At 59.0% G+C, this 26,999-nt stretch carries 25 protein-coding genes and 1 tRNA gene; 6 read left to right on the forward strand and 20 right to left on the reverse strand.

Annotated elements, in window-relative coordinates; genetic code table 11:
* Positions 1 to 120 precede the first annotated feature (120 nt).
* The 5 genes from LAP85_21595 (at position 121) to LAP85_21615 (ending at position 6,054) form a co-directional block, all read left to right on the forward strand.
* Entirely contained in the window at positions 121 to 1,344 is a 1,224-nt protein-coding gene (locus tag LAP85_21595; protein ID MBZ5499001.1) for a DUF1015 family protein, read from the forward strand.
* A gap of 19 nt (positions 1,345 to 1,363) precedes the next feature.
* A complete protein-coding gene (locus LAP85_21600) occupies positions 1,364 to 2,638 on the forward strand; it encodes a hydroxyacid dehydrogenase (protein MBZ5499002.1) in 1,275 nt (424 codons plus the stop codon).
* A 127-nt stretch (positions 2,639 to 2,765) separates the two neighbouring features.
* A complete protein-coding gene (serC, locus tag LAP85_21605) occupies positions 2,766 to 3,872 on the forward strand; it encodes a 3-phosphoserine/phosphohydroxythreonine transaminase (GenBank protein ID MBZ5499003.1) in 1,107 nt (368 codons plus the stop codon).
* A 172-nt stretch (positions 3,873 to 4,044) separates the two neighbouring features.
* Entirely contained in the window at positions 4,045 to 4,767 is a 723-nt protein-coding gene (aqpZ, locus tag LAP85_21610) for an aquaporin Z (GenBank protein ID MBZ5499004.1), read from the forward strand.
* A 240-nt stretch (positions 4,768 to 5,007) separates the two neighbouring features.
* On the forward strand, positions 5,008 to 6,054 hold the full coding sequence (locus LAP85_21615) for a trypsin-like peptidase domain-containing protein (protein MBZ5499005.1): 1,047 nt from the start codon (positions 5,008 to 5,010) through the stop codon (positions 6,052 to 6,054).
* A gap of 59 nt (positions 6,055 to 6,113) precedes the next feature.
* Here the strand turns inward: LAP85_21615 and dnaB are convergent, their stop codons facing one another.
* The 10 genes from dnaB to LAP85_21665 form a co-directional block, all read right to left on the reverse strand.
* A complete protein-coding gene (gene dnaB / locus LAP85_21620; GenBank protein MBZ5499006.1) occupies positions 6,114 to 7,463 on the reverse strand; it encodes a replicative DNA helicase in 1,350 nt (449 codons plus the stop codon).
* A gap of 119 nt (positions 7,464 to 7,582) precedes the next feature.
* Positions 7,583 to 8,047 (reverse strand): 50S ribosomal protein L9, encoded by a 465-nt coding sequence (rplI, locus tag LAP85_21625; GenBank protein ID MBZ5499007.1) that lies wholly within the window; start codon positions 8,045 to 8,047, stop codon positions 7,583 to 7,585.
* 19 nt (positions 8,048 to 8,066) lie between these two features.
* Complete coding sequence (rpsR, locus tag LAP85_21630; protein ID MBZ5499008.1) at positions 8,067 to 8,300, reverse strand: 30S ribosomal protein S18; 234 nt, start codon at positions 8,298 to 8,300, stop codon at positions 8,067 to 8,069.
* A 28-nt stretch (positions 8,301 to 8,328) separates the two neighbouring features.
* A complete protein-coding gene (gene rpsF / locus LAP85_21635) occupies positions 8,329 to 8,736 on the reverse strand; it encodes a 30S ribosomal protein S6 (GenBank protein MBZ5499009.1) in 408 nt (135 codons plus the stop codon).
* A 22-nt stretch (positions 8,737 to 8,758) separates the two neighbouring features.
* Entirely contained in the window at positions 8,759 to 9,319 is a 561-nt protein-coding gene (gene pth / locus LAP85_21640; protein ID MBZ5499010.1) for an aminoacyl-tRNA hydrolase, read from the reverse strand.
* Between the two features lie 14 nt (positions 9,320 to 9,333).
* A complete protein-coding gene (locus LAP85_21645; GenBank protein ID MBZ5499011.1) occupies positions 9,334 to 10,050 on the reverse strand; it encodes a 50S ribosomal protein L25 in 717 nt (238 codons plus the stop codon).
* A gap of 17 nt (positions 10,051 to 10,067) precedes the next feature.
* Positions 10,068 to 11,030, reverse strand: coding sequence for a ribose-phosphate pyrophosphokinase (locus tag LAP85_21650; GenBank protein ID MBZ5499012.1), 963 nt, complete (start codon positions 11,028 to 11,030; stop codon positions 10,068 to 10,070).
* A 104-nt stretch (positions 11,031 to 11,134) separates the two neighbouring features.
* Positions 11,135 to 11,209: transfer RNA gene (locus tag LAP85_21655), tRNA-Gln, on the reverse strand.
* A 25-nt stretch (positions 11,210 to 11,234) separates the two neighbouring features.
* Entirely contained in the window at positions 11,235 to 12,125 is an 891-nt protein-coding gene (gene ispE / locus LAP85_21660) for a 4-(cytidine 5'-diphospho)-2-C-methyl-D-erythritol kinase (GenBank protein MBZ5499013.1), read from the reverse strand.
* Entirely contained in the window at positions 12,122 to 14,152 is a 2,031-nt protein-coding gene (locus tag LAP85_21665) for a tetratricopeptide repeat protein (GenBank protein ID MBZ5499014.1), read from the reverse strand. The genes ispE and LAP85_21665 overlap by 4 nt, the downstream gene beginning before the upstream one ends.
* Positions 14,153 to 14,487: 335 nt before the next feature.
* Between LAP85_21665 and LAP85_21670 the strand changes: the two genes are divergently transcribed.
* Positions 14,488 to 14,784 carry a helix-hairpin-helix domain-containing protein gene (locus LAP85_21670; protein MBZ5499015.1) on the forward strand — a complete coding sequence of 99 codons (297 nt, stop codon included), beginning with the start codon at positions 14,488 to 14,490 and terminating at the stop codon, positions 14,782 to 14,784.
* Between the two features lie 126 nt (positions 14,785 to 14,910).
* Here LAP85_21670 and truB read toward each other — a convergent pair whose 3' ends face one another.
* From truB to LAP85_21720, 10 genes are all read right to left on the reverse strand, one after another.
* The gene (gene truB / locus LAP85_21675) at positions 14,911 to 15,822 is read right to left on the reverse strand and encodes a tRNA pseudouridine(55) synthase TruB (GenBank protein MBZ5499016.1); all 912 of its coding nucleotides are present in this window, start codon (positions 15,820 to 15,822) and stop codon (positions 14,911 to 14,913) included.
* A 62-nt stretch (positions 15,823 to 15,884) separates the two neighbouring features.
* Positions 15,885 to 16,241 (reverse strand): 30S ribosome-binding factor RbfA, encoded by a 357-nt coding sequence (gene rbfA / locus LAP85_21680; GenBank protein ID MBZ5499017.1) that lies wholly within the window; start codon positions 16,239 to 16,241, stop codon positions 15,885 to 15,887.
* 122 nt (positions 16,242 to 16,363) lie between these two features.
* Entirely contained in the window at positions 16,364 to 16,651 is a 288-nt protein-coding gene (locus LAP85_21685; protein MBZ5499018.1) for a DUF503 domain-containing protein, read from the reverse strand.
* A gap of 131 nt (positions 16,652 to 16,782) precedes the next feature.
* The gene (gene infB, locus LAP85_21690; protein ID MBZ5499019.1) at positions 16,783 to 19,530 is read right to left on the reverse strand and encodes a translation initiation factor IF-2; all 2,748 of its coding nucleotides are present in this window, start codon (positions 19,528 to 19,530) and stop codon (positions 16,783 to 16,785) included.
* A 155-nt stretch (positions 19,531 to 19,685) separates the two neighbouring features.
* Positions 19,686 to 21,191 (reverse strand): transcription termination factor NusA, encoded by a 1,506-nt coding sequence (gene nusA, locus LAP85_21695; protein ID MBZ5499020.1) that lies wholly within the window; start codon positions 21,189 to 21,191, stop codon positions 19,686 to 19,688.
* Positions 21,192 to 21,216: 25 nt separating this feature from the next.
* Positions 21,217 to 21,684 (reverse strand): ribosome maturation factor RimP, encoded by a 468-nt coding sequence (locus LAP85_21700; GenBank protein ID MBZ5499021.1) that lies wholly within the window; start codon positions 21,682 to 21,684, stop codon positions 21,217 to 21,219.
* A 276-nt stretch (positions 21,685 to 21,960) separates the two neighbouring features.
* Positions 21,961 to 23,406 carry a DUF4340 domain-containing protein gene (locus LAP85_21705; protein ID MBZ5499022.1) on the reverse strand — a complete coding sequence of 482 codons (1,446 nt, stop codon included), beginning with the start codon at positions 23,404 to 23,406 and terminating at the stop codon, positions 21,961 to 21,963.
* A gap of 1 nt (position 23,407) precedes the next feature.
* Positions 23,408 to 25,003, reverse strand: a complete 1,596-nt coding sequence (locus tag LAP85_21710; GenBank protein ID MBZ5499023.1) for a GldG family protein — start codon at positions 25,001 to 25,003, stop codon at positions 23,408 to 23,410.
* Positions 25,003 to 25,773 carry an ABC transporter permease gene (locus tag LAP85_21715; protein ID MBZ5499024.1) on the reverse strand — a complete coding sequence of 257 codons (771 nt, stop codon included), beginning with the start codon at positions 25,771 to 25,773 and terminating at the stop codon, positions 25,003 to 25,005. The genes LAP85_21710 and LAP85_21715 overlap by 1 nt, the downstream gene beginning before the upstream one ends.
* A 49-nt stretch (positions 25,774 to 25,822) precedes the next feature.
* Positions 25,823 to 26,758: an ABC transporter ATP-binding protein gene (locus LAP85_21720; protein ID MBZ5499025.1), complete on the reverse strand. Its 936-nt coding sequence runs from the start codon at positions 26,756 to 26,758 to the stop codon at positions 25,823 to 25,825.
* Between the last annotated feature and the right edge of the window lie 241 nt (positions 26,759 to 26,999).

Consider the following 26,999-nt stretch of genomic DNA (forward strand, 5'->3'; position numbering starts at 1 on the left):
TTCGCTTGACATGTTCCCGCTCTATCAGGTATCTACAACAGCTCGGCTGATGTTGCCGACAATTGCTCCCAGCCTCAAAAACCTTTCTCCGCGGCCCCATGGCCGTCACGAGTAACAACTATGGCAATCATTCGTCCGTTTAGAGCGCTCAGGCCGGTGCCGGCAAATGTCGATCGGGTTTCAGCCGTACCTTATGATGTGGTCAACGTCGAGGAAGCACGGACGCTGGCTTCCGGCAACCCTCTCAGCTTCCTCCACGTCTCACGCGCGGAGATCGACCTCCCTGCATCGACCGATCCATATTCGGATGCGGTATACAGCCACGCCCTCAAAAGCTTCAACCGCCTCCGCACCGCCGCGCCCCTCATGGTTGAGGAGGTGCCGGCCGTCTACTTCTATCGGCTGCGAATGGGGAGCCATCAGCAGACCGGCCTGGCAGCGTGCTACTCGGTGGACGAGTACGAGGGCGGCCTCATCAAAAAGCATGAGCGCACGCGGCGCGAGAAGGAGGACGACCGCACGCGCCACATCAGCGCGCTGCGCGCGCAGACCGGTCCGGTATTCCTGACTTACCGCGCATCCAAGGCGATCGATGCTGTGGCCGACAAGGTGACCTCGACCGCGCCGCTGTTCGATTTCGAGGCCGTGGACAAAGTGCGCCACACGGTCTGGCGTGTCACGAGTGCCGACCTGGGGGCACTGACGAAAGCCTTCGGCGAGTTGCCCTGCCTCTACATCGCCGACGGACACCACCGCGCGGCCAGCGCGGCCCGCACCAGACGGTATCTCGCCGAGAAAGAACCGGGCGTGCGGCACGAGGAAGCCGACTGGATGCTGGCCGTCGCTTTTCCTGACAATCAGACGCAGATTCTGCCCTATAATCGGGTCGTCAGGGACCTGGCGGGACAAACCCCCGGAGCTTTGTTGGCCGAGCTCGAGTCGCGCGTGCAGCTGCGCGCTGGCATGCCGATCCCGGCGACCAAGGGCGAGGTTTCGATGTATCTTGGCGGAAACTGGTATGCGCTGCGCCTCAAGGGGCAGGCCGAAGCCGCCGACATCCGCAGCACGCTCGATGTCAGCCTCCTGCAGGAACAGGTGCTCATGCCGCTGCTTAAGGTCTGCGATCCGCGCACGGACAAGCGGATTGACTTCGTCGGCGGCATTCGCGGCACCGCTGAGCTGGAGCGGCTGGCAAAGGAAGGGAAGGCGGCTGTCGCCTTCTCCCTGTTTCCCGTCGGTGTCGACGAATTGATGCGCATTGCCGATGCGGGCGAAATCATGCCGCCAAAATCGACGTGGTTTGAGCCGAAGTTGCGGGACGGTCTTCTCATTCATCTTATCTGATTTGAAAGGATGGACAGCCATGAAAGTCCTTGTTGCCGACAAGTTCGAAAAGAGCGGAATCGAGGGTCTGAAAGCGGCCGGGTGTGAGGTGGTCTATGAACCCGATTTGAAGGATGCCACGCTGGTCGAGGCAATCGGCCGGACGGGTGCCGAGGTGCTGGTTGTGCGCTCGACTCAGGTGACCGAGCCGATGCTCGATGCCGGACGCCTGTCGCTCATCGTCCGTGCGGGCGCGGGTTACAACACCATCGACGTCAAGGCGGCGTCGAAACGCGGCATATACGTGTCGAACTGCCCTGGCAAAAACGCGGTCGCCGTCGCCGAACTGGCTTTCGGCCTGATCCTCGCCTTGGACCGCCGCATTCCGGACAATGCGGCCGAGTTGCGCATGGGCAAGTGGAACAAGAAGGAGTACGCCAGGGCTAGGGGCCTGCACGGCAAGACGCTCGGCCTGCTCGGCTTCGGCAACATCGGCCAGGAAATGGCCAAACGTGCTCAGGCGTTCGGCATGAACCTGGTGATCTGGAGCGAGATCGGGGTTGCTACGGATCGTGACGGACTCCCGATCGACCTGCCCATCCTCGTGCGCTTCCGTCCCGCCTCGGGGTCACTGATCGAGCCGATTATCCGGGTCGCCCAGACGCCGGCCGAGGTGGCCGAAAAGTGTGACATTCTGAGCGTGCACCTGGCGGCGAACGCCAAAACGAAGGGAGTCGTCAACGCCGATGTGCTCGGCCGCCTGAAGCCGGGAAGCTACTTCGTCAACACGGCGCGTTCCGAGGTGGTCGATTATAAAGCGCTCGAGCAGGTGGTGAAGGAGAAAAACATCCGCGTGGCGCTCGATGTCTACCCCGGCGAACCGGCCGGGGCAACAGCCGATTTCGACTTCCCACTGGCGAAGCTGCCCGGCGTATACGGCACCCATCACATCGGCGCCTCGACCGACCAGGCCCAGGAGGCGATCGCGGCCGAGACGGTGCGCATTGTCCAGACTTACAAGGACAAGGGAGTTGTCCCCAATGTCGTCAACCTGGCGGCTCATAGCCCCGCGAGCTACGCTTTGATCATCCGCCATCTCGATAAGCCGGGGGTGTTGGCGAGTGTCTTCGACCAGCTGGCCGGCCATGCGATCAACGCACAGGAGACCGAGAACATCATCTTCGACGGCGCTCAGGCCGCGATCGCACGGATCAATCTGGACGGCGAGCCGTCGCCGGAATTGCTGGACGGCATCAAGAAGGGATGCGCAGACATCCTCGACATGCATCTCGTGGCGCTCGCCCAGCGGTCCTGACCGCTTTCCTGGTCCTGACCACCGAAAACAGGAGAGGATTTTTTCGTGTCTTTGGTGGCTGCTGAATTACATGGTGTCGTCAATGACCGTGATCATCTCATAAACCGGAACTCATAAGGAGTCAATCATGGGAACCACTACACGTGTTTTCAACTTCGCGGCCGGGCCCGCCGTCCTGCCGTTGCCGGTGCTCGAGGAAGCGCAGCGCGACCTCGTGGCATTGCCGGGTGTCGGCATGTCGGTCCTCGAGATCAGCCACCGCTCGAAGACCTTCGAGGCAATCATCCAGGAATGCGAGGCGAACATCCGCAAGCTCGCCGGCATCCCGCAAAACTACCACGTACTGTTCCTCCAGGGAGGCGCCACCCTGCAGTTCTCGATGATGCCGCTCAACCTGCTGGCGGCCGGCGAGACCGCTGACTATATCACTACCGGATCGTGGTCAGAAAAAGCGCTCAAGGAAGCCAGGAAGGTCGGGGCGATCAACGTCGCTTTCACGGGCAAGGCCGAGAACTTCACGCGCGTGCCGAAACAGCAGGAGCTGAAACTCACGCCGAACGCCGCCTACGTTCACCTGGCCAGCAATGAAACGATCCACGGCGTCGAGTTCCATGCGCTGCCCGAAGTCGGCAGCGTGCCGCTCGTCGTCGACACCTCGTCACACATGCTCAGCCGCCCGCTCGACATAAAGAAGTACGCGGCGATTTACGCCGGCGCGCAGAAGAACATGGGCCCGGCCGGCTGCACGCTCGTTATCCTGCGCGACGACATGCTGCAGAAGGCAAAGGCCAATCCGGCGTACGAGAAACTTCCGATCATGCTCCAGTACGGCCCCCACGTCGAAGACAAATCGCTCCACAACACGCCGCCGGCGTTCGCAATCTACATCATGAACCTGGTGGGCCGCTGGCTGCTCAAGCTCGGCGGCCTGGAGGCCATGGAAAAGATCAACCTCCGCAAGGCGCAGAAGTTGTATGCCGAGATCGACCGGACGGGCTTCTATCGCGGACATGCGAAGAAGGAGGACCGGTCACGGATGAACGTGACCTTCCGCCTCCCGAACGAGACACTTGAGGAGAAATTCGTGAAGGAGTCCAAGGCAGCCGGGCTGGATGGCCTCAAGGGCCACCGCTCCGTCGGCGGTCTGCGGGCGTCGATCTACAATGCGTTTCCCGAGGAAGGGGTCGACGCGCTCGTGATCTTCATGAAGGATTTCGAAAAAAAGAACGGTTGATCGCCTCCGCAAAATCTCAACGCAGTCCCCCATGCACCTGGGTGCACCCCCGGTGCATGGGGGACTGCGTTGAGGTTTTTTGATTTCTCCTACCCGAAGCTGTTCCTATATAATCGCGACAATCCGTCTTGGAACCACCTAATCCATGCCACATCTACCAGGAGGACAAGTCATGTCGCTCGGAAGGAAGGCAACTGCAGAATTTATCGGGACATTCTGGCTCGTCTTCGGAGGCTGCGGCAGCGCCGTCCTCGCTGCAGCCTTTCCTCAATTGGGGATCGGATTCCTGGGCGTGGCCCTGGCATTCGGTCTCACGGTCTTGACGATGGCATTTGCCATCGGTCACATCTCCGGCTGCCATCTCAACCCGGCCGTGTCGGTCGGCCTAGCGGTCGGGAAAAGATTTCCCGCCAGGGAGCTGCCTGCCTACATCATCGCACAGGTCCTGGGCGCCATCGTTGCCGCTGCTGTTCTCTATGTGATTGCCAGCGGCAAGACGGGCTTTAACATCGGCGGATTCGCCTCGAACGGCTATGCCGAGCATTCGCCCGGGGGATACACGCTGGCCGCGTGCTTGACGGCGGAGCTCGTGTTGACCTTCATGTTCCTCATGATCATTCTGGGTGCGACCGATCGGCGTGCACCGCAGGGCTTTGCGCCCATCGCCATCGGACTCGGGCTCACACTCATCCATCTGATCGGGATTCCGGTAACCAACACTTCGGTGAACCCGGCGCGCAGCACCGGCCCGGCCATTTTCGTGGGCGGTTGGGCCCTGCAGCAGCTGTGGCTGTTCTGGGTTGCGCCCATCGTCGGCGCCGCAATCGCAGGCGTGGTGTACCACGCCGTCGCCGGCGAACCGGAGATCGCGAAAATGCAGGCTTCGGCCCGCTGAACCACGATCGCCAAAATGCAAAAGCAGCACCGAATGACACGAATCTCACCAATGAGACATTCGTGAGATTCGTGTCGTTCGTGGCCGCCTTTAACAGCCCCCCTAGCCATGCGCGTGGGTGCACCCCCGGCGCATGAGGTTCCGCCTCCGCACAGTATCACCGTCACGGCCTGCATTTTCTCGTTTGTGATCTTATATTTCAAAATGCCCGGATTTAATTAAGGAGGGAGGGCTTCAGATATGAAGACGGTGCTACGCAGAGTCGCCGGCCAGGGGGGTTACAAACTGGAATCTTCACAAGACCGGAGTCCCGGCACCCCGGATGAGATGCTGCTGGATGCCTATTCGCAGGCGGTTACCGGCGCTGCGGCCAGGGTGAGCCCGTCGGTCGTGAACATCGACGTGCGCCAGATGCGGGGGAGCAGGCAGTCTGCTGTCCGGCCTCCGGAGGAACCGCGAGGCAGTGGCTCCGGCTTCATCCTCACGCCGGACGGATTCGTTCTTACCAACAGCCACGTCGTCCACGGCGCCTCGAAGATCGATGTTGTCCTGACCGACGGCAGGCGGTTTCAAGCCGAGCTGATCGGGGACGACCCGGACACGGATCTGGCGGTGCTCCGGATCCCTGCGTCCACGCTCGAGCCGGCTTCGCTGGGAGACTCGCAATCGGCACGGGTCGGACAACTGGCGATCGCCATCGGGAATCCGTACGGATTCCAGTGCACCGTGACTGCCGGGGTGATCAGCGCGCTGGGGCGTTCCCTGAGGTCGACTTCGGGGCGTTTGATCGACAACGTGATTCAGACCGACGCCGCCCTGAATCCGGGCAACTCGGGTGGGCCGCTTGTGACGTCGCGAGGCGAGGTCATCGGAGTAAACACCGCGGTGATCCTCCCGGCGCAGGGGATCTGTTTCGCCATTGCGATCAACACCGCGAAGTTCGTGGCCAGCCGTCTGATCAAGGACGGCAAAATTCGGCGTGGCTACATCGGTGTTGCAGGCCAGAATGTCCCGCTGCCGCGCCGCGTCAGCCGTTTCCACAAGCTCCCCGCTGAAAGCGGCATCCTCGTCGTTTCAGTGGAGGAAAACAGCCCGGCGCAGCGCGCGGGCTTGCGGGAAGGGGACGTCATCCTTGGGTTCGACGGCCAGACGACGGCCGGCATTGACGATCTCCACAGGCTCATGACGGAGACCAGCGTCGGGGCCAGTTCCCCCATGACTGTCCTGCGCGGTGTGGAGGTGGAGACGCTGCGCATCATCCCCGAAGAATCTGACAGAACCAGATGACGATTGAGGAATGACGAATGAAGTGGGCTCCGTGGGCACGGATTTTCATTTGCGATTCGTCATTCTTCGTTGCCTTGCCAGAGGTCAGCGAACTTCGTGAACTGCTTGATGAAGGCGAGCTTGAAGGTGCCGGTCGGGCCGTTGCGTTGCTTGCCGATGATGATTTCGGCGACGCCGCTGTTTTCGTCCGACGGGCCGACGGCATCTTCGCGATAAATGAACATCACCACATCCGCATCCTGCTCGATGGAGCCCGATTCCCGCAGGTCGGAGAGCTGGGGACGGTGATCGCCCCGGCGCATCTCGATCGCCCGGCTCAGCTGTGAGATGGCGACTACCGGGACGTGGATCTCCTTGGCGAGGGCCTTGAGGCCGCGTGAGATCTGAGAGATCTCCTGGGTGCGGTTTTCGTAACGCTGATTCGAGCCGCTCATCAGCTGGAGGTAGTCTACGAACAGGATGTCGAGGCCGTGCTCGAGGGCCAGGCGCCGCGCCTTCGAACGCATTTCTGCAATGGACATGCCTGCCGTGTCATCGATGAAGATCTTTGACTGCGATAGCAAACCCGCCGCCCGCCCCAGCCTGCTCCAATCTTCCTTGTTAAGAAAGCCGGTGTTGACTTTGTGGGAGTCGATTTCCGCTTCGGCGCACAGCAGCCGTTTCACCAGCTGCTCTTTGCTCATTTCGAGAGAGAAGATGCCCACGGATTGCTGCTTCTTGAGCGCGACAAACTGTGCGATGTTAAGGCAGAGACTGGTTTTTCCCAGTCCCGGCCGGGCAGCCACGATGATCAGGTCGGCCGGATGCAACCCGGCCGTCATCTTGTCCAGCTCGGTGAAGCCGGTCTCGACGCCGGTGACCAGCGTCTTGCGGTTGGAGACTTCTTCGATGTGCTTGTAGACCGCGCTGACAAGCGGCTCGATGGGTGCAAAACCGGTCAGAAACTGGCGGCTGGCGATTTCGAAAATAGCCTTCTCGAGGTCTCCAAGGATCTCCTGTGCCGACTCCTCGCCCTGGTAGCTGCGCGCCATGGACTCATTTGAAATCTGGATCAAACGGCGCAGCGTGGCTTTTTCTTTTACGATCTCGGCGTAGTGCTCGATGTTGATGGCGCGCGGCATGCCGTCGGTGAGGCTTGCCAGGTAAGCGGCTCCGCCGGCGCTTTCAAGCTCGTCGGAGCGCTGGAGTTCATTTTTCAGTGTAACCAGGTCGATCGCGGTGCCATCCGCCGTGAGCGCAAACATCTTCTCGAAGATCCGGCGGTGGCTTTCGAGGTAGAAATCCTCCTTGCGCAGAGTCTCGACGGCGGTGTGGATCGCCTTGTCGTCAAGGAGAATGGCGCCCAGAATGGAGCGCTCGGCTTCCAGGTTGCAGGGGAGTGTCTTTTCGAGACTGATATCGATAGGCATGCGAACACCGGATAGAGCGCAATTCTACACGAGTACAATTCCGAGGGAAATGCAAAAGCAGCCACGAGAGACACGAATGTGTCAGTCCGTGTTCCTTCGGGTCATTCAGAGCTGAGCTGTTACGGTTGCGCCTGCGGCTCGGGCGCGGCTTCGACAACCACCTTGATGGGAACCGTGACCTCGCGATGCAGGCGGATCGGCACCTGGTACTCGCCGATGGTCTTGATGGGGTCGTCCAGTTGAATCTTGCGTTTGTCGATATCGATCTTGTGCGTGATGAGGAAATCGGCAATGTCAATCGAGGTGACGGAGCCGTACAAAGTTCCGCCCTCGCCGGCTTTGCGCTCGATCGTGACGACAAGCTTCAGGAGCTCTTTGGCCACGAGGGTGGCCGCCGATCTTTCGCGCTGATCGCGCTTTGCGGCGTTCAGCCGCTCGATTTCCATGACCTTGAGGTTGCCCGGGGTGGCTTCGACGGCGATGTGCCGCGGGATAAGATAGTTGCGGCCGTACCCGGCAGCGACTTTCACGATGTCGCCGCTTTTGCCCAGCTTTTCCACGTCCTGTTTCAGTATGACCTTCATGTCTTCCCCTCTGGTTCCGTCAATCGGCGATGAACGGCAGAATCGCCATATGCCTGGCGCGTTTGATGGCTTCCGAAAGCTGCCGCTGATGCACGGAGCAGACACCGCTGATTCTCCGCGGGAGAATCTTGCCGCGTTCGGGAATGAAATGGGAAAGCAGCTTCCCGTCCTTGAAGTCGATGTAGCTGATCTTCTCGGCGCAGAACTTGCAGACGCGCTTGCGCTTGACAGAGAACCTCTTTGGAGCTGGCATAGAATTTATAACCCTTTCTTTGGTTGGATCATCCTATCGGGGCAGCCGGGGGTTCGGCCTCAAACTCGCCCACCTGCGGCGCAGCGGGTGCCGGTTTTGAAACCGACTTGCGTTGCCGGGCAGCTTTCATCTTCTCAGAGCGTTTCAGGTCTTCGTCGATCCGGACGGAAAGGAACCGGATGACGTGGTCCGCCACGCGGAACCGGCGCTCCAGCTCCGCAATGATGGCGCCATCGGCCTCAATGGTGAGGATGACGTAGTACCCGTCCCGGAACCTCTTGATTTTGTAGGCCAGGGACTTTTTTCCCCAGTTGTCGACCTTAACCACTTTGCCGCTCTTGCCCTCGACCACCGCCTGCATCTGTGCGATGAACGCATCCAGCTCTTCGGGGGTCAGGGTCGGCGCGGCGATGAAAGCTACTTCGTAAGTTCTCACAGGTTTTTCTCCTTTTCCTGCCTCAAGCATTAAAGACTGACATGGCTCGGGAAGCGCCGTCGGTAACGATTAATCGGACCGCCCCTGCGGCCCGGCCGATCATCTCGCTTACTTGCGCCGCTTCGCCCGGCGGAAAGTCCGAGAGCACGAACTCGGCCTTTTCTTCGGGCATGTTCTCTTCACCGATCCCGAGCCGCACGCGGATGACCTCATCCCTGTTGAGCGTGCAGATGACCGATTCCATCCCGTTGTGGCCGCCGGATGATCCTCGTTCCCGGATCCGGACCCTGCCCAGGGGCAGGTTGAAATCGTCGAGGATCAGAATCAGCTCTCTCGGGTCGATCCGGTACTCGTCGAGCAAGAGCTGAACGGCGCGGCCGCTGGCATTCATGAAAGTGACAGGCTTTGCCAGCAGCACCTGTTGCGCTGCGATCGCGGCCGTGCACAGGAGGGACTGGCACTGCGTGTGCCACGCTCCGGTCCGAGCTTCGCGAGCCAGCTCATCGATCACCATGTATCCGGCGTTGTGCCGGGTCCGCTGATAGCGCACACCGGGGTTACCGAGTCCCACAATCAGTTTCACGGCGCGATACCGGGTTACTTGGATTCAGGCTTGGACTTCTCGGGCGGTTTGGCAGACTTGCCCTTTTCCTCTCCTCCTTCTCCTTCACCCTCCTCTACAGCTTTACCTTTGCGGATCACTTCCGGCTCGGCGGGAGCGACCGGCGCCGCCACTACCTCGACAACCTCTTCCTTGACCGGCGGCACGATGGTCACGATCACAACTTCAGGATCGCTCAGAATCCTGACCTTGGGATCTATGGGCAGGTTCTTGACGCGGATGTAGTCGTTGATCTTGAGAGCGCTGACGTCGATCCTGATCGATTTGGGGATGTCAGAAGGCAGGCATTCCACCTCCAGCGAGCGCGATACCACATCCATGATGCCGCCGTCGACCTTGACCCCTTCCGCTTCCCCGACCATCTCAACATCGACCGTGAGCTTGAGCAGCTGGTCCATGGCGATCTCATAGAAGTCGGCGTGAATGATGGCGCCGCGCACGGGGTCCAGCTGGAAGTCTTTGACCATGACGTTGGCCTGCGCGCCGCCGTCGACGCTGACGGCGAATATGGTGTTGTGCCCGCTCTGCGAGTGGAGGATTTCTGATATCGCGTCCGGATCCACCAGCAGGGGAAGCGCCTCGCGCCCGGCACCGTACACGACGGCCGGAATATGGCCCGATTTGCGAAGCCGCCGGTTCGCATTCTTGCCGGCGGGAGTCCGCCTTTGAGCTTCGACCACGATCTGTTGCATGAAATCCTGCTCCTTCCTTAAACGAATAAATTGCTGACGCTGGTCTCTTCGTGAATGCTGCGGATGGCCTTGGCCAGCAGACCTGCCACACTCAAAACCTTCATGTTGGGCAGGACTTTCGATGTGTCGTTCGGTATGGTGTTGGTGAGGATGATCTCTTCCAGCGGCGCGTCTCTCAGCCGGTCCAGGGCGGGGCCGCTCAGCACCGCATGAGTCGCGCATGAGAAAATCCTCTTGGCTTTCTGTTTGCGCAGTGCCCGGGCCGTATGGACCAGCGTTCCGGCAGTATCGATAATGTCGTCGCAGATGATGACGTTTCTCCCCCTGACATCGCCGATGATGCGCATGACTTCGGCTTCGTTGGGTGCGGTCCGCCGCTTGTCGACCACGGCCAGGTCGGCGCTCAGCCGCTTGGCGAAGGCGCGCGCGCGTTCCACGCCTCCGGCATCAGGGGATACCATCGTGAGGTCCGGAAGCTTCAGTTTCTGGAGGTAGTCGATCAGCACCGGCGCCGCAAAAAGATGATCGACGGGAATGTTGAAGAAACCCTGGATCTGCCCTGCGTGCAGGTCCATGGTCAGGATCCGGTCCGCGCCCGCCGAGGTGAGCAGGTCCGCCACCAGTTTGGAACTGATCGCGACCCGGGGCTTGTCCTTCCGATCCTGGCGCGCATAGCCGTAATAGGGCATTACCGCCGTGATCCGGGCCGCCGAAGAACGCTTGAAGGCGTCGATCATGATCAGCAGTTCCATCAAATTGTCATTCACCGGGCAGCAGGTCGGCTGAACGATGAAGACGTCTCTGCCGCGCACGTTTTCCAGGATCTGGACGTAGACCTCACCATCGGAAAAGGTGGTAAGATTCGCCTGCCCTAGGGGAATCCGCAAATGCCTGCAGATTTCCTCGGCCAGGGCGGGATTGGAATTCCCGCAAAAGACTTTCAGCTGCCCATCCACCGGACTGAATCCTTTGTGCCTCATCCTGGTCTCGTTCTCCTGAAAGCGGTGAACACCATTTTTGATTTTGGATTGCGGGTTCTGGATTTCAAAGCGTCCCGATCATCCAGAATCCGCAATCCAAAGACTGGCTGGGGCGGGAGGATTCGAACCTCCGAATGCAGGTTCCAAAGACCTGTGTCTTACCGCTTGACGACGCCCCAGTATTCAAATCCGGTTCGCCGACGCCTACCCGAACATGCTTTGGAAAAACTCTGCACGAGAAAGGGTCTTCGTCGGAAACACTCGCCAAGACTCCCGCGCGTCAGAACTGCGCGAGGCTGCGAGAGCTGACTCCTCATCAGAGAAGAATCCGAAGACAGAGGATCCGCTGCCGGACAGCAGGGTGGCTGTCGCTCCCCGCTGATTCAGGAAGTGTTTGGCTTCCTTCACAGCCGGATACGCAGGGAGGATCGAAGTCTCGAAATCATTAAAGATCTCGGCCGGGCACCCGCTACCATCTTTCAGTCGGCCGCAGAAATCCTGAATTTTATTGGCGTTCTGCCGGGAAGTCAACAGCAAACTCAGAGACTGATAGGCTGCCGCAGTGGAAATTTGGATCCCGGGGTACACCACGACAAGATGAGCCGGCCGGAGCTCCGGCAGGGGATAGATTTCCTCCCCCCGGCCGATCCCCAGCGCAGTTCCGCCTTGAAGGAAAAATGGCACATCGGAGCCGATCGTAGCAGCAAGCGCATGGAGCTCGGCCGGGGGAACTTCGAGGTGCCAGAACCGGCAGAGGCCGAGCAGTGCCGCCGCGGCGTTGCTGCTGCCTCCCCCCAATCCTGATCCGGGGGGAATCTGCTTTTTCAGGCAGATCCGGGCTCCCGAAGCCGGGGATCCGGCGCGAGCCAGGGCTGTGGCCGCGCGCCAGACCGTGTTTTCCTCCGTCGGCACTGCGGCCAGATTCCGGCAGCACAGTTCCAGGCGCGGGCTGGGCTGGATTTCCAGTTCATCATGCAGGGTGATGCTCTGAAATACAGTGCGGATCTCGTGGTAGCCGTCGGCGCGCTTTCCCAGCACCGCCAGGGCCAGATTTACTTTGGCGAAAGAGCGGATTCGGATCGGTGATGGTCTCACTCGGAACGCTTCTGCTTGCGCAGGGTCTCCTGCACCTTATCCAGTTTTTCCCGGACCTTCTTCACATCCTCATCTTCGCCGCCGTTGCTGAGCGACTTCTTCCAGAACTCCTGGGCCTTTTCGAGGTTGCCGATCTTGAAGTAAAGATCCCCGATGTGATCCTGGATTACCGGATCCTTCTTCTCCATATCTCCTGCCTGCAGGAGGTACTTCTCCGCCATCTTCAGGTCATTCAGTTTGAAAAAGGCCCAGCCGAGCGAATCCAGATAGGCAGGGTTGTTGGGTTCCAGAATTAACGCTTCCTGAACGTACTTGACCGCCTCTTCGAGGCGCACGCCGCGGTCGGCAAGCATGTAGCCGATGTAATTCAAGGTCGGTCCGTCCTTGGGATCTTCCTTGAGAATCTCCTTGAGCAGCGACTCGGCCCGGTCATAGTCCTTCTGTTTGTCATAGACCGTCGCCAGCTGAAACTTCAAGCGCTCCTTGTCGAGCTTCTGCTCCTCGGCGCGGCGCAGAACTTTTTCCGCTTCGCCGAAGCGCCGGGCCTGCACGTAGATCTGGCTGAGGTTGATATAGATATCCAGATTGGAGGGTTTGCTCTGAAGCATCTTATCCAGAATTTCGGCTCCCTCCTTGGTCTTCCCGGAGTCGGCGAGGGTGCGCGCGTAGACCAGCGCCAGGTTATCGTCCTTGGGATTCTTTTCGAATTGTGGTTTTCCGAGGCTCAGCGCTTTGTCGTACTGCTTGTCGATACGATAGGCGTTGATCAGCAGGAAGTAGGTGTGGGGCGATGGATCGCTTTTGACCATCTCCTCATAAATTGCGATGGCCTTCTGGTACTCCCCCATATCCTGATAGGAGGCGGCCAGGTTCTGCTGAAAGACAGCCATGTTGTTCTTCAGCTCGTCAGAGCCTCCTTTGGCTTGATCGACCAGCTTGCCGAAGATCTTGACCGCCTCGGCAGGCTGGCTGGCCTGCTCATAGGCGGCTCCCAGATAAAAAAGGGCTTCAATATTATCCGGATCGCTCGCAACCAGGGATTTCAGGTTCTCGATGGCTTCGGCGAACTGGCGTGCGCCCACCTGAGCGCGAGCCATCATGACCCTGACGGATGTGTCTTGCGGATCGTCTTTCGCCAATTCGCCTAGGAGGCCGGTGGCCTCGGTAAACTCCTGGGCGTCGAGGAGCGTGGAGGCAAGTTGTCTCTTTAGCTCGGGGGATCCGCCCGTCAACTCGATGATCTTGCGATAGAGAGGAATGGCTTCCTTCTCGCGTTTCGCTTTGGCATACAGACCGGCGAGCATCGCCATGCTCTGAACGGAATCGGGCTGGGTCTCGACTGCCTTCCGGAGGTATTCAATGGCCTTATCCTGGATGCCCTGGCGCTCGTAGTACTGGGCGATGGTCACGTATCCTTGATCGCTGTCGGGCACCAGAGTCTGCCAGCGCTCGTAGAATGGAATCGCCTTTTCGGGCTGTCCCAGCTCCATATAGCAGCCACCGAGGGCGAAGTAGGCGCGCTGATCGGTCGGCGCCACCTCCTTCATCGCCTCCAACTCCTTGACCGCCTGCTTGACGGCATCGGGCGAAGCCTGGCGTCCCCGCCCGGTCTCCGCCGACCTGAGGAAAATGGTCGCAAGTACCCAGTGGGGCTCGGGGTCTTTCGGATCCAGCTTGGATGCCTTTTGAGCCTCGTCCGTGGCATCGGCGATCCGGTTCATCCGCACCAGAAGGTCGGCCAAGGCTACGTGAACGCTGGCATCATTATCGTTAAACCGCACCGCCAACTGCATTTCCGACAGCGCTCTCGGCAGGTTTTCCTGATTGTCATACCACTTGGCCAGGGCATAGTGGTAATAGCTCTGGGCGCGGTCCTGCACCGGTTTTTCCTGCAGTGCCTTGTCGAGATCGACGGGATTCTGAGCCGCCGTGCGCACCTGAGTACCGGCAAACACCAGGACAGCGCAGATAATCGTGATGAAAAGGAGCGTGGTGCGCCCGCAAATCTGCCGGAAATTAGATTTCATATGATGATAGCTTCCCTTTCCCCCAGTCTGAACAAGCGAAGAATTATGACATAGCATTTCCAAGCCTGTCAAACCCGACTCAGGGGTCAGAGGTCAGAAGAAAGGCCTGGGGATGCATGAACATACACTTGGGGTATGACCGAGCCGCAAAATCACGGAGCGACCACCGTTCTTTGTGCTTATTCCCTGAATCCAGGTCTGGCTCGCACCTCCACTGCGACTCCTGACTCCTCGGAAGATTTCTTCGCTCAAATCGCGCTCCGGCAGTTAGACAAGGTGCAACGGGAAGGCAGATGTCGTTCCTTCCCCCGGACAGATAACATCAGGAGGCAAAGATGAGATCAAAAAGAATGCACCTGGCCTGGGCCTTGATTCTCTGCCTGGGCTTGGCACTGGCGCCCGCGGCGGCCTTGGCTCAGAAGTCCAAGGCGATATCGACCGAAAAAGTGAACCTGAATACCGCCACGGCTGAACAACTCCAGACCTTGCCGGGAATCGGGCCGGCGCTGGCAAAGACCATCATCGAGCACCGCACCAAGAGCGGGAAATTCAACAAGATCGAAGAATTGCTCAACGTCAAGGGCGTAGGCGAAAAGAAGTTCCAGAAGATAAAGGACCGTCTGGTCGTATAGTTGCGAGACACAGCAGGCAGTGGGCAGCAATTGCGGCGTGCTGTCAGCGGCTCCGGCGATTACTGGCAGCGGCGGGCAGTCGGCTGTAAACGATTGTCTGCTGCCTACCGCCCACTGCCTCAGTTGTCATTCGAAGTTGATTCGGGGGTGGATGCGGATCCAGCGTACCGGTTGTGCGACCGGAGATACGAACGTCTGCACGCGCTGGGCCAGAGCGATAAGCTCGCCGCTCTCGTCCAGCAACCGGTACTCGTCGACGTCCCATGAGGAAGTGAGCAGATTCAAGTCCATGCCGTGCCTGACCTTGTCGCAATCGCCCGAGGAGATCCGGATGGCGGGCAACTCCAGCAGCAGGTCGCGCATGGGGATGATGCGATTCGCAAAGAAATCGCGTGGATAGAAGCGGTCGCCCTCGGTCAGAGGCGTGGCCGATTCGATGGGGAATTCTCCGCTCCGGGTGCGCCGGAGCCGCACCAGATGGGCCCCGCAGCCGTATTCGCGGCCGACATCGTGCGCCAGGCTGCGCGCGTAGGTCCCGGCCGTGCAGCAGAGCTCGAACTCCGCCTCGCTCTCCTGCACGCGCAGCAGTTTCAGCAGCTTGATCGTGACTTCTTTGGTTTCCGCATTCAGCATTACGCCCTTCCGGGCATACTGGTACATCGGCTTGCCGTGAACTTTTTTCGCCGAGTAGGGAGGCTGGGTCTGGCGCACGGTCCCGAGATAGTGAGTGAAGATCTCCTCGACGCGGGCGGAATCGATCTGGGGGCGGGCGTCCCCGCCCGTGGGCTCGCCGTCGCGATCGAAGGTGGTGGTGGCAAAGCCGAACCGGATGACGCCGTGATAGGTCTTGTCGGATGACAGGAAATAGCTCGTCAGGCGCGTGGCGCGGCCGAGAGTCAGCGGCAGCACGCCGGTAGCAAAGGGATCGAGGGTGCCGGTGTGCCCTACCTTTTTGACCCTGGTGATATTGCGAACCTTGGCCACCACGTCGTGGGACGTCCAACCCTCCGGCTTGTCGACAACGAGCACCCCGTCCATGGCTGTCTTCAAAGAATTGACAAGTGACGGATTCAAGGCTGTCGGTCTTCGTTCCTCATTCGTCACTCGCCGCTCGTTTTCCTGGTTTCATCCAGCAACTGGTCGATGCGTTCCCCATACTCCTGCGAACTGTCCGTCCTGAAGACAATTTCGGGCAAGAACTTCATACGGATCCGCTGGCCCAACTCGTGTCGGATCCAGCCGGCAGCATGATTGAGGATTTGCAGGCTTGCCTTCTTCTCGGCTTCACTCCCCATGGTGGAAACGAAGACTTTGGCATGGCGGAGATCCGGGCTCATGTCGACGCCGGTGACCGTAACGAAGCCGACCCTCCGGTCCTTGAGATCCCGGGAAAGGATCAGGCTGATCTCGTGCTGGATTTCCAATGCCAGCCTCTGGTTTCTGCGTGTTGGTTGCATATATACAGCTCAAACGGACCATGGCAGGCCTGGATGGTTTCGTTTTCCCTGATATCTCTGCCCCTGCACCGCAAGAATGCGGCACAACGAAATTATCAAGGCCTGACACTGTCCAATCACCATCAAGGGTCAATATAGGAAACCTGGCAGTTCACGAGCAGGTCTTCCAGTATGTTCTCCGCCTCGCGCACGAACTGTTGTGTCACCCGCTCCAGTGTGCTGTTGTCGGAACTGACGGTAACGGCTGCGAGCCTGGACCTCTGCCACAGATCCTGATAGTCCATCTCGGCGATCGAGAAGTTAGTGCGCGCGCGCAGCCGGTCCTGGGCCTTGCGCAACACCATACGCTTGTCCTTGAGGGACTGCGAGTAGGGAAGGTAGATATCGAGAACACAATAGGCGATGGGCATGATGTCAATTTTGGATTTTGAATTTGGGATTTTGGATTTGGGATTGCGGATTAATATCCAAAATCCTAATGATTTTCACGCGTCGCGGGGCGCGCCGGGCGGGCAAAGCGGAATGCCCCCTTTTGCTCTCCTCAAAGTGATGTGGGCTGAACCTTTTCGATGACGTAGGCCTCAATGACGTCTCCGATTTTGACATCGGAAAAATGTTCGAACGCGATTCCGCACTCGTAGCCGGACTTGACCTCCGAGACATCGTCCTTGAAGCGACGCAGGGAGCCGATCTTCCCCTCGTGAATAACCACGTTGTCGCGGAGCAGGCGGATCTCAGCGTTCCGCCGGATGATGCCATCGACGATGTAGGATCCCGCGACGAATCCATACTTGGGGACCTTGAACGTATCCCGGACCTCTGCGCGGCCGAGGTACTTTTCGTGAGTCGTGGCCTCGAGCATGCCGATCATCGCATTCTTGATGTCGTTCGCGACATTATATATGACGGTATAGACCCGGATCTCGACCCCTTCGTTTTCCGCGAGCTCCTGGGCCTTGCGCTCGGGCCGGACACTGAAGCCGATGATGATGGCATTCGAAGCCGATGCCAGGAGCACATCCGTTTCCGTGACGGCGCCCGCTCCGCCGTGCAGAATCCGGACCTTGACCTTGTCGGTGCTGAGTTTGTTGAGCATGTCCGTGAGGACTTCCACCGAGCCCTGCACGTCGGCCTTGAGAATGAGCGGAAGCTCTTTGACTTTCCCTTCCCTCATCTGTTGGTAGAGAGCCTGCAATGACAGGCGCGCCGAAGAGCGCAGCGACTGCTCGCGCAGCTTGGCCTGGCGGTACTCGGCCACCTGCCGCGCCTTGGCGGCATCTTCGAAAACCTGGAACGTGTCGCCGGCCTGGGGCAGATCCTGCAATCCCTGGATTTCCACGGGCACGGACGGTCCGGCCTCGCTGTTGTGAAGGCCGCGATCGTTGATGAGGGCACGGACCCGGCCATGGACCGCGCCGGCGACGAAGGCATCCCCCAGGTGGAGGGATCCATTCTGCACGAGGACGGTGGCGACGCACCCGCGGCCTTTGTCCACCTTGGCCTCCAGAACGACACCCGCGGCCAGTCGTTTGGGATTGGCCTTGAGATCCTTGATGTCGGCCACCAGGAGGATCATCTCCAGGAGCAGATCCAGGTTGGTTCTCATCTTGGCCGAGACCGGGACCGTGACCACATCTCCGCCCCAATCCTCGGCCAGCAGTCCCTGCTCGGACAGCACCTGTTTGACCCGGTCCGGCTGGGAGCCCGGCTTGTCGATTTTGTTGATGGCGACAATGATCGGGACGTTGGCGGCCTTGGCATGGTGGATGGCCTCAATCGTCTGGGGCATCACACCGTCATCGGCGGCTACGACGAGCACCACAATGTCGGTCACCTGGGCACCGCGCGCGCGCATCAAGGTGAATGCCTCGTGGCCCGGCGTATCGAGGAAAGTGATGCCGCGCCCTTTGATGTCGACCTGGTAGGCGCCGATATGCTGGGTGATTCCCCCTGCCTCGGATGCCGCCACGCTGGTCTCACGGATGGCATCCAGCAGCGAGGTCTTGCCGTGATCCACGTGACCCATGATCGTCACCACGGGCGAACGGGGGATATGGTCTTCGGCCCGGTCCACGATTTCCTGCTTGCTCTCCGCTTCCTGCTCGAAGCTGATAACATCAGCCTTGAAACCGAACTCGGCACAGACTTCCTTGGCGACGTCGAGGTCCAGTGTCTGATTGATCGAGGCCAGGATTCCCTTGGAAATGAGCTTTTGGATGATGTACTTGGACTTGATGTCCATCTTCTCTGCGAGTTCTTTGAGCGTCACGCCTTCGGTTATGCTAATTGGCTTAAACTCCTCTGGTGATATGGGCGGACGCGGAAACTCCACCACTTTTGCAGCCGGGGCTTCCGCTCTGTCGAGCCTCTTTCTCTTCAGCGGCCGGGCGGGAGCAATGGCGCGCGCCGCTGTCGGCTTCTCTTCGCGCAGACCCCGCAGGATGCGGTCCGAGATCTCAGGAGTGACGACCTTTTCGGTGCTCGTACGCATGAGAATCTTGGACTTGGTCTTTCGAACCACGACCTTCTTGGAAACCATCCCCGAAGGAAGCGCGGCTTCCGCGGCCGGGGCCGCATGTTCCTCGGGCGGCGCGCCCTCACCGGGTACGGCCGGAGGCGGGGCCGGCACTTCGGCAGGGAGGTGCGGCACGACTGCCGGATGCTCTGCAGCCGGTCTGGCTTCGATCTCCTCGGGCTTGATTTCGACCGGAGGCGCAGCCGCTTCCTTAGGCGCGAGTTCGGGCTTGACGAGATGCTCCCGGGCTGCCTCGACCAGAGAAGGCGGTTCCGGCGGCTTCAGAGCTTCGATCGGGACCGCTTCCACGAGACCGGCAATCTCCCGGTCGTAGTGCTTGCGCCCTTTCCTGGGCGCCAGAGAGGGTTTGGCCGGCTCCTCGACCTCTTTTTTGACCTCGACAGGTGCGGCCTTTTTCCCTTTGCGCGGCGGTGGCGCCTTGGCTGCCGGGGCTTCGGCCGCAGCCGGCGAGGCCTTGGCTGAAACGCGATGGGCGGCGGGCTCTTTCTCAGCCTCCGGCTCCTTAACCGCTTTTTTCTCGGCCTTGCGGGCAGCCTCGGCTTCCTTCTCTTTTTTCTTTTCCGCTTCCGCGCGTTTGGCTTCCGCGGCTTCGCGCTGCGAGAGGATTTTCTTGCGGATGGTCTCGGCAAAACTGGCGTCGATCGTCGCGCTGGGTGAAAACACATAGAGCCCCAGCCGCTTCAGTTCAGAGAGTATCACTCCGTTCTGAACCGAGCACTCCGTCGCCAGTTCTCCGACCGTAATTTTATCCATCTCGACCACGCACCTCTAGGCTGTGGATCGGAACCGTCCCCAGAGCAGAGCTCAAACGACCATCTTAGATCAAAAAGACCCCGGTTTTCAACCGCCTGTGGTTTCTGGCCGCCGGACCCAACGCCGGCCGCATCGGGAGTACCAGGCTGGCTCCGTCAATCGCTCTTGTCCTCCCCTTCCGGGGAGTCGGGACCGGCTTCTATTGCGGGCTCATCGGGCGCGGCCGCGGGTGCCGCTGTCCCGTTTCCTGCCTGATCTGCGCCCGCCGCACCAGATTCGGCTTCCTCCACCGCTTTTTCCGGCTCAGTCGTCTCGCCCGCCGGCGCCGGCTGTCCCGTTTCCTGCGTTCCGGGGGCTTGGATCGCCGTGGGCAACTCGATTCCTTCGGGGACCTCGATCTCTACCTCTTCAAAGAGGTCACGCGCGGCTTCCATGATCTTTGCCGCCGTCTTCTCACCCACACCCGGGATCTCGATGAGCTTGCTTTCGCCCAGTTCCAGGATTCTCTCGACGTTTTCAATTCCGGCTTCGCGCAGTTTTTCGAGAATGCGGTCGCTGATCCCCTCCAGCTCGCCCAGCGTGGTGGATGACGAGGTGAGCGACTCCATGACGCTGAGCACTTCCTGTTTCTTCTGTTCTTCGCTCTTGACGTCGATCTGCCATCCGATCAGCTTTGATGCCAGACGCACGTTTTGCCCCTTCTTTCCGATCGCCAGGGACTGCTGTTTTTCCTCGACGATGACCTCCATTCGTTTCTCGGCGGGATCGATGATCAGAACCTTGGAGATTTTGGCCGGATTTAGGGCATTGGCGGCATACTGCGCGGCATCATCGGACCACTGCACAATGTCGATCTTCTCGCCGCGCAGCTCGCGGATGATGGAGTTGATGCGCGAACCTTTCATGCCCACGCATGCGCCCACGGGATCGACATCGCGGTCCAGCGACGCTACCGCGACCTTGGCACGATCACCCGGTTCATGGACGGCGTTCTTGACCAGGATGGTGCCGTCGTAGATTTCCGGGATCTCCATCTCGAACAGGCGGATCAGCAGCTGCGAATCCGTGCGCGAGAGAATTACCTGGGGTCCTTTGGCAACCGGGAGGACCTTGACGATAACGGCGCGCACGCGCTCTCCCTGCTTGTAGGTCTCGGCCCGCGACTGCTCGCGCAGCGGCAGCAGTGCCTCGGTTTTTCCGATGTCGACAATCATGTCCGGGCCTTCGAAGCGCTTGATCACGCCGTTGACCAGCTCGCCGATCTTCTGAGAATACTCGTTGAAGATGTTCTGGCGTTCCGCCTCGCGGACCTTCTGCAGAATCACCTGTTTCGCGGTTTGTGCGGCGATCCGCCCCAGCACGTCCATGGGCTTGGGCATCTCGACCGTGTCATCCAGCTCCAGGCTCTCATCAATCTTCTTCGCTTCCTCCAGGGAAATTTCCAGGCTTGGATTTTCGACATGCTCGACGACGCGATACACGGCAAAGATCTCCACCATCCCGGTTTCGGAGTCAAACCGCGCGTTGATGTCCTCGTTGGTCTTGTAGTTTTTTCGAGCCGCGGCCACCATGGCATCTTCCAACGCATCGATGATGACCTTGGGATCGATGTTCTTTTCCTTGCTTATCTGCTCGATGGTTTGAGTGATGATGTTTGACATAGTCAAAACCCCCGGGGCCTGTCCCCTAAATCTCAATCATGAGATTCGCTTTCTCGATATCTTCAACAGCGATGTCGGCCTTCCTTCCCTGAGCCAATTCGAGCTCCACCCTGCTCTGGGCCACCCCGAGAATCTTACCCTTGAAATTCCTTTGCCCTTCAATAGGACTGCGTGTGCGCACCCGGGCATGCTTCCCGGCGAAACGCAGAAAATCCGCTTCCTTTACGAGGGGCCGATCCAATCCCGGCGACGATACTTCCAAGGTGTAGCTGAATGGTATCCAGTCCTCGACGTCCAGCAGCACGGAAAGCCGCTTGCTAAAGCGTTCACAATCAGCCAGGGTAACGCCCCCAGGTCGGTCTATATATGTTCTCACTATGGGGCGGTTGCTGCCACCTTTGATTTCAACGAGGACGATTTCAAACTCCATCGATGCCGCAAGCTGCTCGGCGCAGCCCTGAATCTTGGCTTCCAGATTCTCCCTCTGGTTCATTTCCGTCCCGGCCGTCATTTCAATGACCCCTAAATAAAAAAGTGGGCAAAACCAAGCCCACTTTTTTCAAAGCTAGCTGACTCATGTTAATCGAACGACAGCTAAATATCAAGCAGTCGGCCGGAACGAACTACGAGAGCACGGATTCCCAACGCGGAGGCCCCGAAGAAAAACTGCCTCAAATTCCGCGGATCTCTTCATGAAACAACGCGATTATTCACCGCGTTCTCAGCGCCCTGTGCGTGGAGACTTTTTCGCCGTGACTCTATCCCAAGCCTATTTCTTAGGCGCGGCAGGCGCCGGTGCCGGTGGCGGCTCCAGATACTCCTGCTCGCCCTTGGCCAGCTTGTCCAGGCTTTCCTTGTCCGCTACTTTGACATAAGGTTCGCCCTGGATCTGGGCATACACGCCATTTTTGGCTTCTTTGCCGAAGATGCAGTCGACTCTCACATTTCCGCCCTGCTGAAGCACAACGTGAGTGACGGGTTTGTCGAGCCCATACTTCGAGAGTGCTCCGGGTTCATCGACGAATTCCTTGACCGGTTTTTCCAGGGCGTCAAAAATCTCGTTGACGGCATCCCATTTCGCCTTCTTCTTGCCACTCCCCACCTGCCAGTCGCCCGATTGCGCCTTGGTGAGGTTCACGGTGCCCTTGGTGTTCGTGACGGATATTGAGTCGATGTCGAAACGCTGGAATACAGCCAGCGCTTTGTCTCTCAAGTCCGCGGGGGATTTCAGAAACTTGTCGACAAACTCCTTCTCGACGAAAAACAACTCAGGGCGGCTTTCGTCGCGCGCAATGTAAAGCACCGGGGCTGCGTTTTCGGCCTTTTTCTCGTCGCCCTTTTTCTCCTCCGGCTTGCTCTTGCCCTGGCCTTTCTTGACCAGCTTGGCTTTCTCCAGTCCGATCACGAGGTGCTTGATTGCCTTGTCTTTGCCCACCGTCAGGCGGACGTCCACGACCGGCTTGTCCAGGCCAAGGCCGGCATAGTCCTCAGGGCTGTCCTCCAGAAACTCCTTGATGCGCCCGTTGGCGAGATCGCCCAGGAGGCTGTTGACTGCGGAAGAGTCGGCTGCCCACTTCTCCGTCCCCTGGAAGTACCATCGGTCGCCTTCTTTTGCCATAGTCATTTTGCCTTTGGCGGTCTGCAGATCCAGCGACTGGGTTTGAAACTGCTCGAAGCTGAGGATGGCATGGTTGCGCAGATCATCGAGCTTTTTGGTGAAGGCGCTGGCAACGTAGCCGGCCACCAGCATGACCTGGTTCTTCCCCTGGAGGGCGGCGTAGGTGGAATTGCCCGTGGGATTGGTTGTGCCGAAGCGGATCTCGCGAACCTTGCCGTCCTTGGTCTTGAGCGCCACGGTCGTCTGGGCGGGATCCAGGCCGAACGGCGCCAGGTTGGCAGCGTTTTCCTCTATGACCGTCTCGCGACTGATGTCCGACGCGGAGCTCACCAGGCGGTTGATCTCGTCCGCGTCCGCATCCAGAGGCCGCGGGGCGGTGATTTTCCACTGTTTGTCCCCGGTGCGCACGACCGTGATATGCTGCGCAGGTGTGATCAGGTCTACCTGTTGCACGTCATCGGCCGGCACCTTCCAGACGACGTTCTCCCCCTCTTTCGCCTTGCTGCGCTGTTCCCCGCCTTTGATTTCGTAGAAATACAGGAATGCCCCCAAACCCAGGCACAAGACCAGGAGAATCAAGGTACCCTTGAAGCGCATGCTATTTTCTCCGGCGAGTCCAGACGATGATACCGGCTACGAGTACGGCACCCGGGAGGAGCGCCAGCACCAGGATCTGAAGCGTCGTCTGCTGGCTCTGCGACATGATCACCTTGCGATCCTCGGGGGCCTTGGGCCGTATCGAGATCAGGTCTTCATCCTGCGCCAGCCAGCTGACCATGTTCAGGAACAGGTTGCCGTTGCCGCCGGCTCCAAAGTTGGCATTGATCGCAAAATCCGAATTGCCGACTGCGACCATGCGCGCTTTCAAAGCGGGGCTGGTGTCCGAAGAGGCTTTCACCTCCTTGGCTACGGCAACGGCCAGAGACAGCGGGCCTTTCAGATCTGTCTTTTCCCCGACCTTTACTTCCCCTCCGCTTTGAATGCTTTTTAAGTCCGTTTTGCCCCAGCTATTCTGATTGCTCTTGAACAGAGTCTCCACAGTCACCCCGGCGACTGAATCTTTCGCCGCCGCAACCGAACGCGCGAGCGGGAAAAAGGTCGTCTCCCTGAATCGATCCGTAATTCTGTGGGTTTCGTAACCTGTAACCAGGGAAACAGCTGGACCTGCGCCCATGAGCCGTCCGATGCCGCTCACATCAAGGATGATGTCGTTGTCCGCTTGCACTCCCCAGCCCTTCAAGAGAGAATCCAGAGATGGAGCCGGGGCAGGGCTGAGCAGCACCAGAAATCCGCCTCCCTTATTCAGAAAGTCATTCAGAAATGCCAGTTCCTGAGGAAAAGGCTCCGACTTTGGACCCGCCTCGACCAGCACTTTGGCATCGGCGGGAATTTTCCCTTCCGCCGCCAGATTCACGGTTTGCACTTTGTAACCCTGATCTTCCAGAGCCTTCTTTACGAACGAGTAGCCGTCGCGTTCGGTGCTGGTCGGATCCTTCTCGCCGTGCCCCTGGATGAAATAAACGGTTTTGGACTCGGTCCTTTGAACCTTGATGATGGCATTGGTCAGATCCTCTTCGCGAATCTCCTGATCGCGTTTCTCGATTTTCTCCTGCCGTCCTTCATAAAGGATCACGACGGTTCCGGTCTTGAGTGTGGAGCCCGTGAAGGGATTCTGAAACGTTCTGTATTCGGTGGCGCCATACTGTTTGGCGACCTCAGGGCGTTTGTCGGGATCGACGAACTCGAAGCGCACATGGCGATTGGCGGCCCGGTACTGAGTCAGGAGTTCCTTCATGGGGGGGTAATCCCCGCCCGGGAAGAACACCTTGATCTCGAGATCCTTGCTGAGCTTGCTGAGTATCTGCGCGGTTTGAGGCGCGAGTGTGAACCGGCCCATCGCAGTCAGGTCAAAGCGCTTCGAGTGCCTCTGGCCGATGAAGTTGAGCCCCGCCGCAAGGCCAAGCACGAGCACGACAGAGACTACATAGTTGGTGAAATACTTCGTCGAGCGTTTGCCGAGGGTCAGCATGATCTGCTTGTAGTTGGCGATGACCCCGGCGACGATCGAAGCGCCGCCCAACAGGGCCAGCCCAATCGCCCACTTGTCGAAGATGTTGTTCACCGAGTAATACAGGACCGCGGCTACCAGCAGCAGCACGCCTACGATATCCAGCTTTTGCAAGAGTTTGCTCATTAGCTTTTCCACCGCAGCGATTCAAGCGAGCGATACGTAAGGAAAAGTCCAAAAAACGCGAATGTGAGATAGAAGATCACATGCGTTGTATCGATCACGCCTTTGATGAAATCGTCCAAATGGCTGATGACTGACAAATAACTGATCACATCCTTCATCATGCCCTGCACGCCCGATGCCAGGGCATCGATCAACCAGAGAACGAGGATGACGCCGAGAGTAATCACGCCGGCGACAATCTGGTTTTCGGTGAGCGTGGAGATGAAAAGACCCACCGCCAGCAGAGCCGCTCCATAAAGGATCAGCCCGAGGTAGCCCGCCAGGATCGGCTTCCAATCGGGCTGTCCATAAATAAAGAGGGCGGAAATCGTGATGCCGCTGGCGAGGAACATAATCAACAGAAAGGTCAGACTGGCCAGGTATTTCCCCATCATGGCCTGCAGATTGCCGACGGGGGTCGTGAGCAGGAGCTCAATCGTGCCGCGCTTCTTTTCTTCAGCGAACAGCCCCATCGTCAGCATCGGAATCATGAAAAGGAGAACCACGCTGATGGTGCCGAAGAAGCTCCGGCTCACCATGCCGGGCACGTCCACGGGAGACGAGCCCTGACCGTATGCCGCCTGCATCATGGTCTGTTGAACCCATGCCGTCAGGATGGTGTAGAAAAAAAAGCCGGCAATGAAAAGAAAAACCGTCAGCACCACATAGGCTATGGGGGAGACGAAGTAACTCTTCATCTCACGCTGCCAGATAGCCAGAATGTTTTTCATAGCAAAATCCTCAAGCCCGGGGCAGGTTCCGCGGAGATCGCCGCCCGCATTATTCTTGTGTCACGAGGTTAATGAAGACATCTTCGAGGCTCATGGATACGCCGCGCAACTCGAGCAAGCCCCATCCCTGGGAAACGACCTCCTTGGCGAGCAAGCGGCGCAAATCGGTCTCGAGTTTGCACTCGACGAGGTAGTTCGAGGGCGCCCCGTCTTCCTCGCCCTCCGCTTTCACACTCAGCACTCCGCTGATGCTTTTGAGCTTCTCGATCACTGCATTTCTGGGGCCGTCCACCGACAGGGCAATCTTCTCGGCACCCTTCATCTGGTTTGTCAGCCCAGTAGGAGTATCCATGGCAACGACCTTGCCATTGTTGATGATGACCACCCGGTTGCAGGTCATGCTCACTTCAGGAAGGATGTGGGTCGACAAAATGACGGTGTGATCTCCCGCAAGACCCTTGATGAGAGAGCGGACTTCAAAAATCTGCTTGGGGTCCAGGCCGATCGTGGGCTCATCCAGAATGAGCACCTCGGGATTTTTGAGCAGTGCCTGCGCCAGGCCCACCCGCTGCTTGTATCCCTTGGAGAGCTTGCTGATGATTCGGTGGCGGACATCTCCGATGGCACATTTCTGCATCGCATCGTCAACCATCGCCTTGCGCTGCGATGGAGGAGCCCCCTTGATCTTGGCCACGAAGTGCAGATAGGATTCGACCGCCATTTCCGGGTAAAGAGGAGGTGTTTCCGGCAGATAGCCGATCCGGCGCCTGACCTCCAGACTCTCCTCAAAAACATCGAATCCGGCGACGCGCGCAGTGCCATCGGTAGCCGGCATGTAGCAGGTAAGGATGCGCATCGTGGTGGTCTTGCCTGCCCCGTTTGGCCCCAGGAGTCCGAGAATCTCGCCCTTCTGGACAGTGAAGGAAATCTGGTCCACTGCCTTGCGGCCGTTGTAAACCTTGGTCAGATGATCTACTTCTATCACGCCTGAACCTCCCGAGATTGGCTCACAAAAAACGGAATATTAGTGAATTTAGCACGGCTCGTCAACTTTCACTCTGCAATGGCCGGGATTTAGCCACTGCGGCAAGAAGCTGCCTCGATGAGAATTGCACGGTACAGCCGCATTCAGCAGATCTCAACGCAGGGTGGGCTCAGGTCGCCGAGACCGCAGCACATTTCAGATTTCCGGCCGCCGGGCGAGCATCTGAGTCATCATTTTTTCG

Source organism: Terriglobia bacterium (genome assembly GCA_020072565.1).
GTDB lineage: Bacteria > Acidobacteriota > UBA6911 > UBA6911 > UBA6911 > JAFNAG01.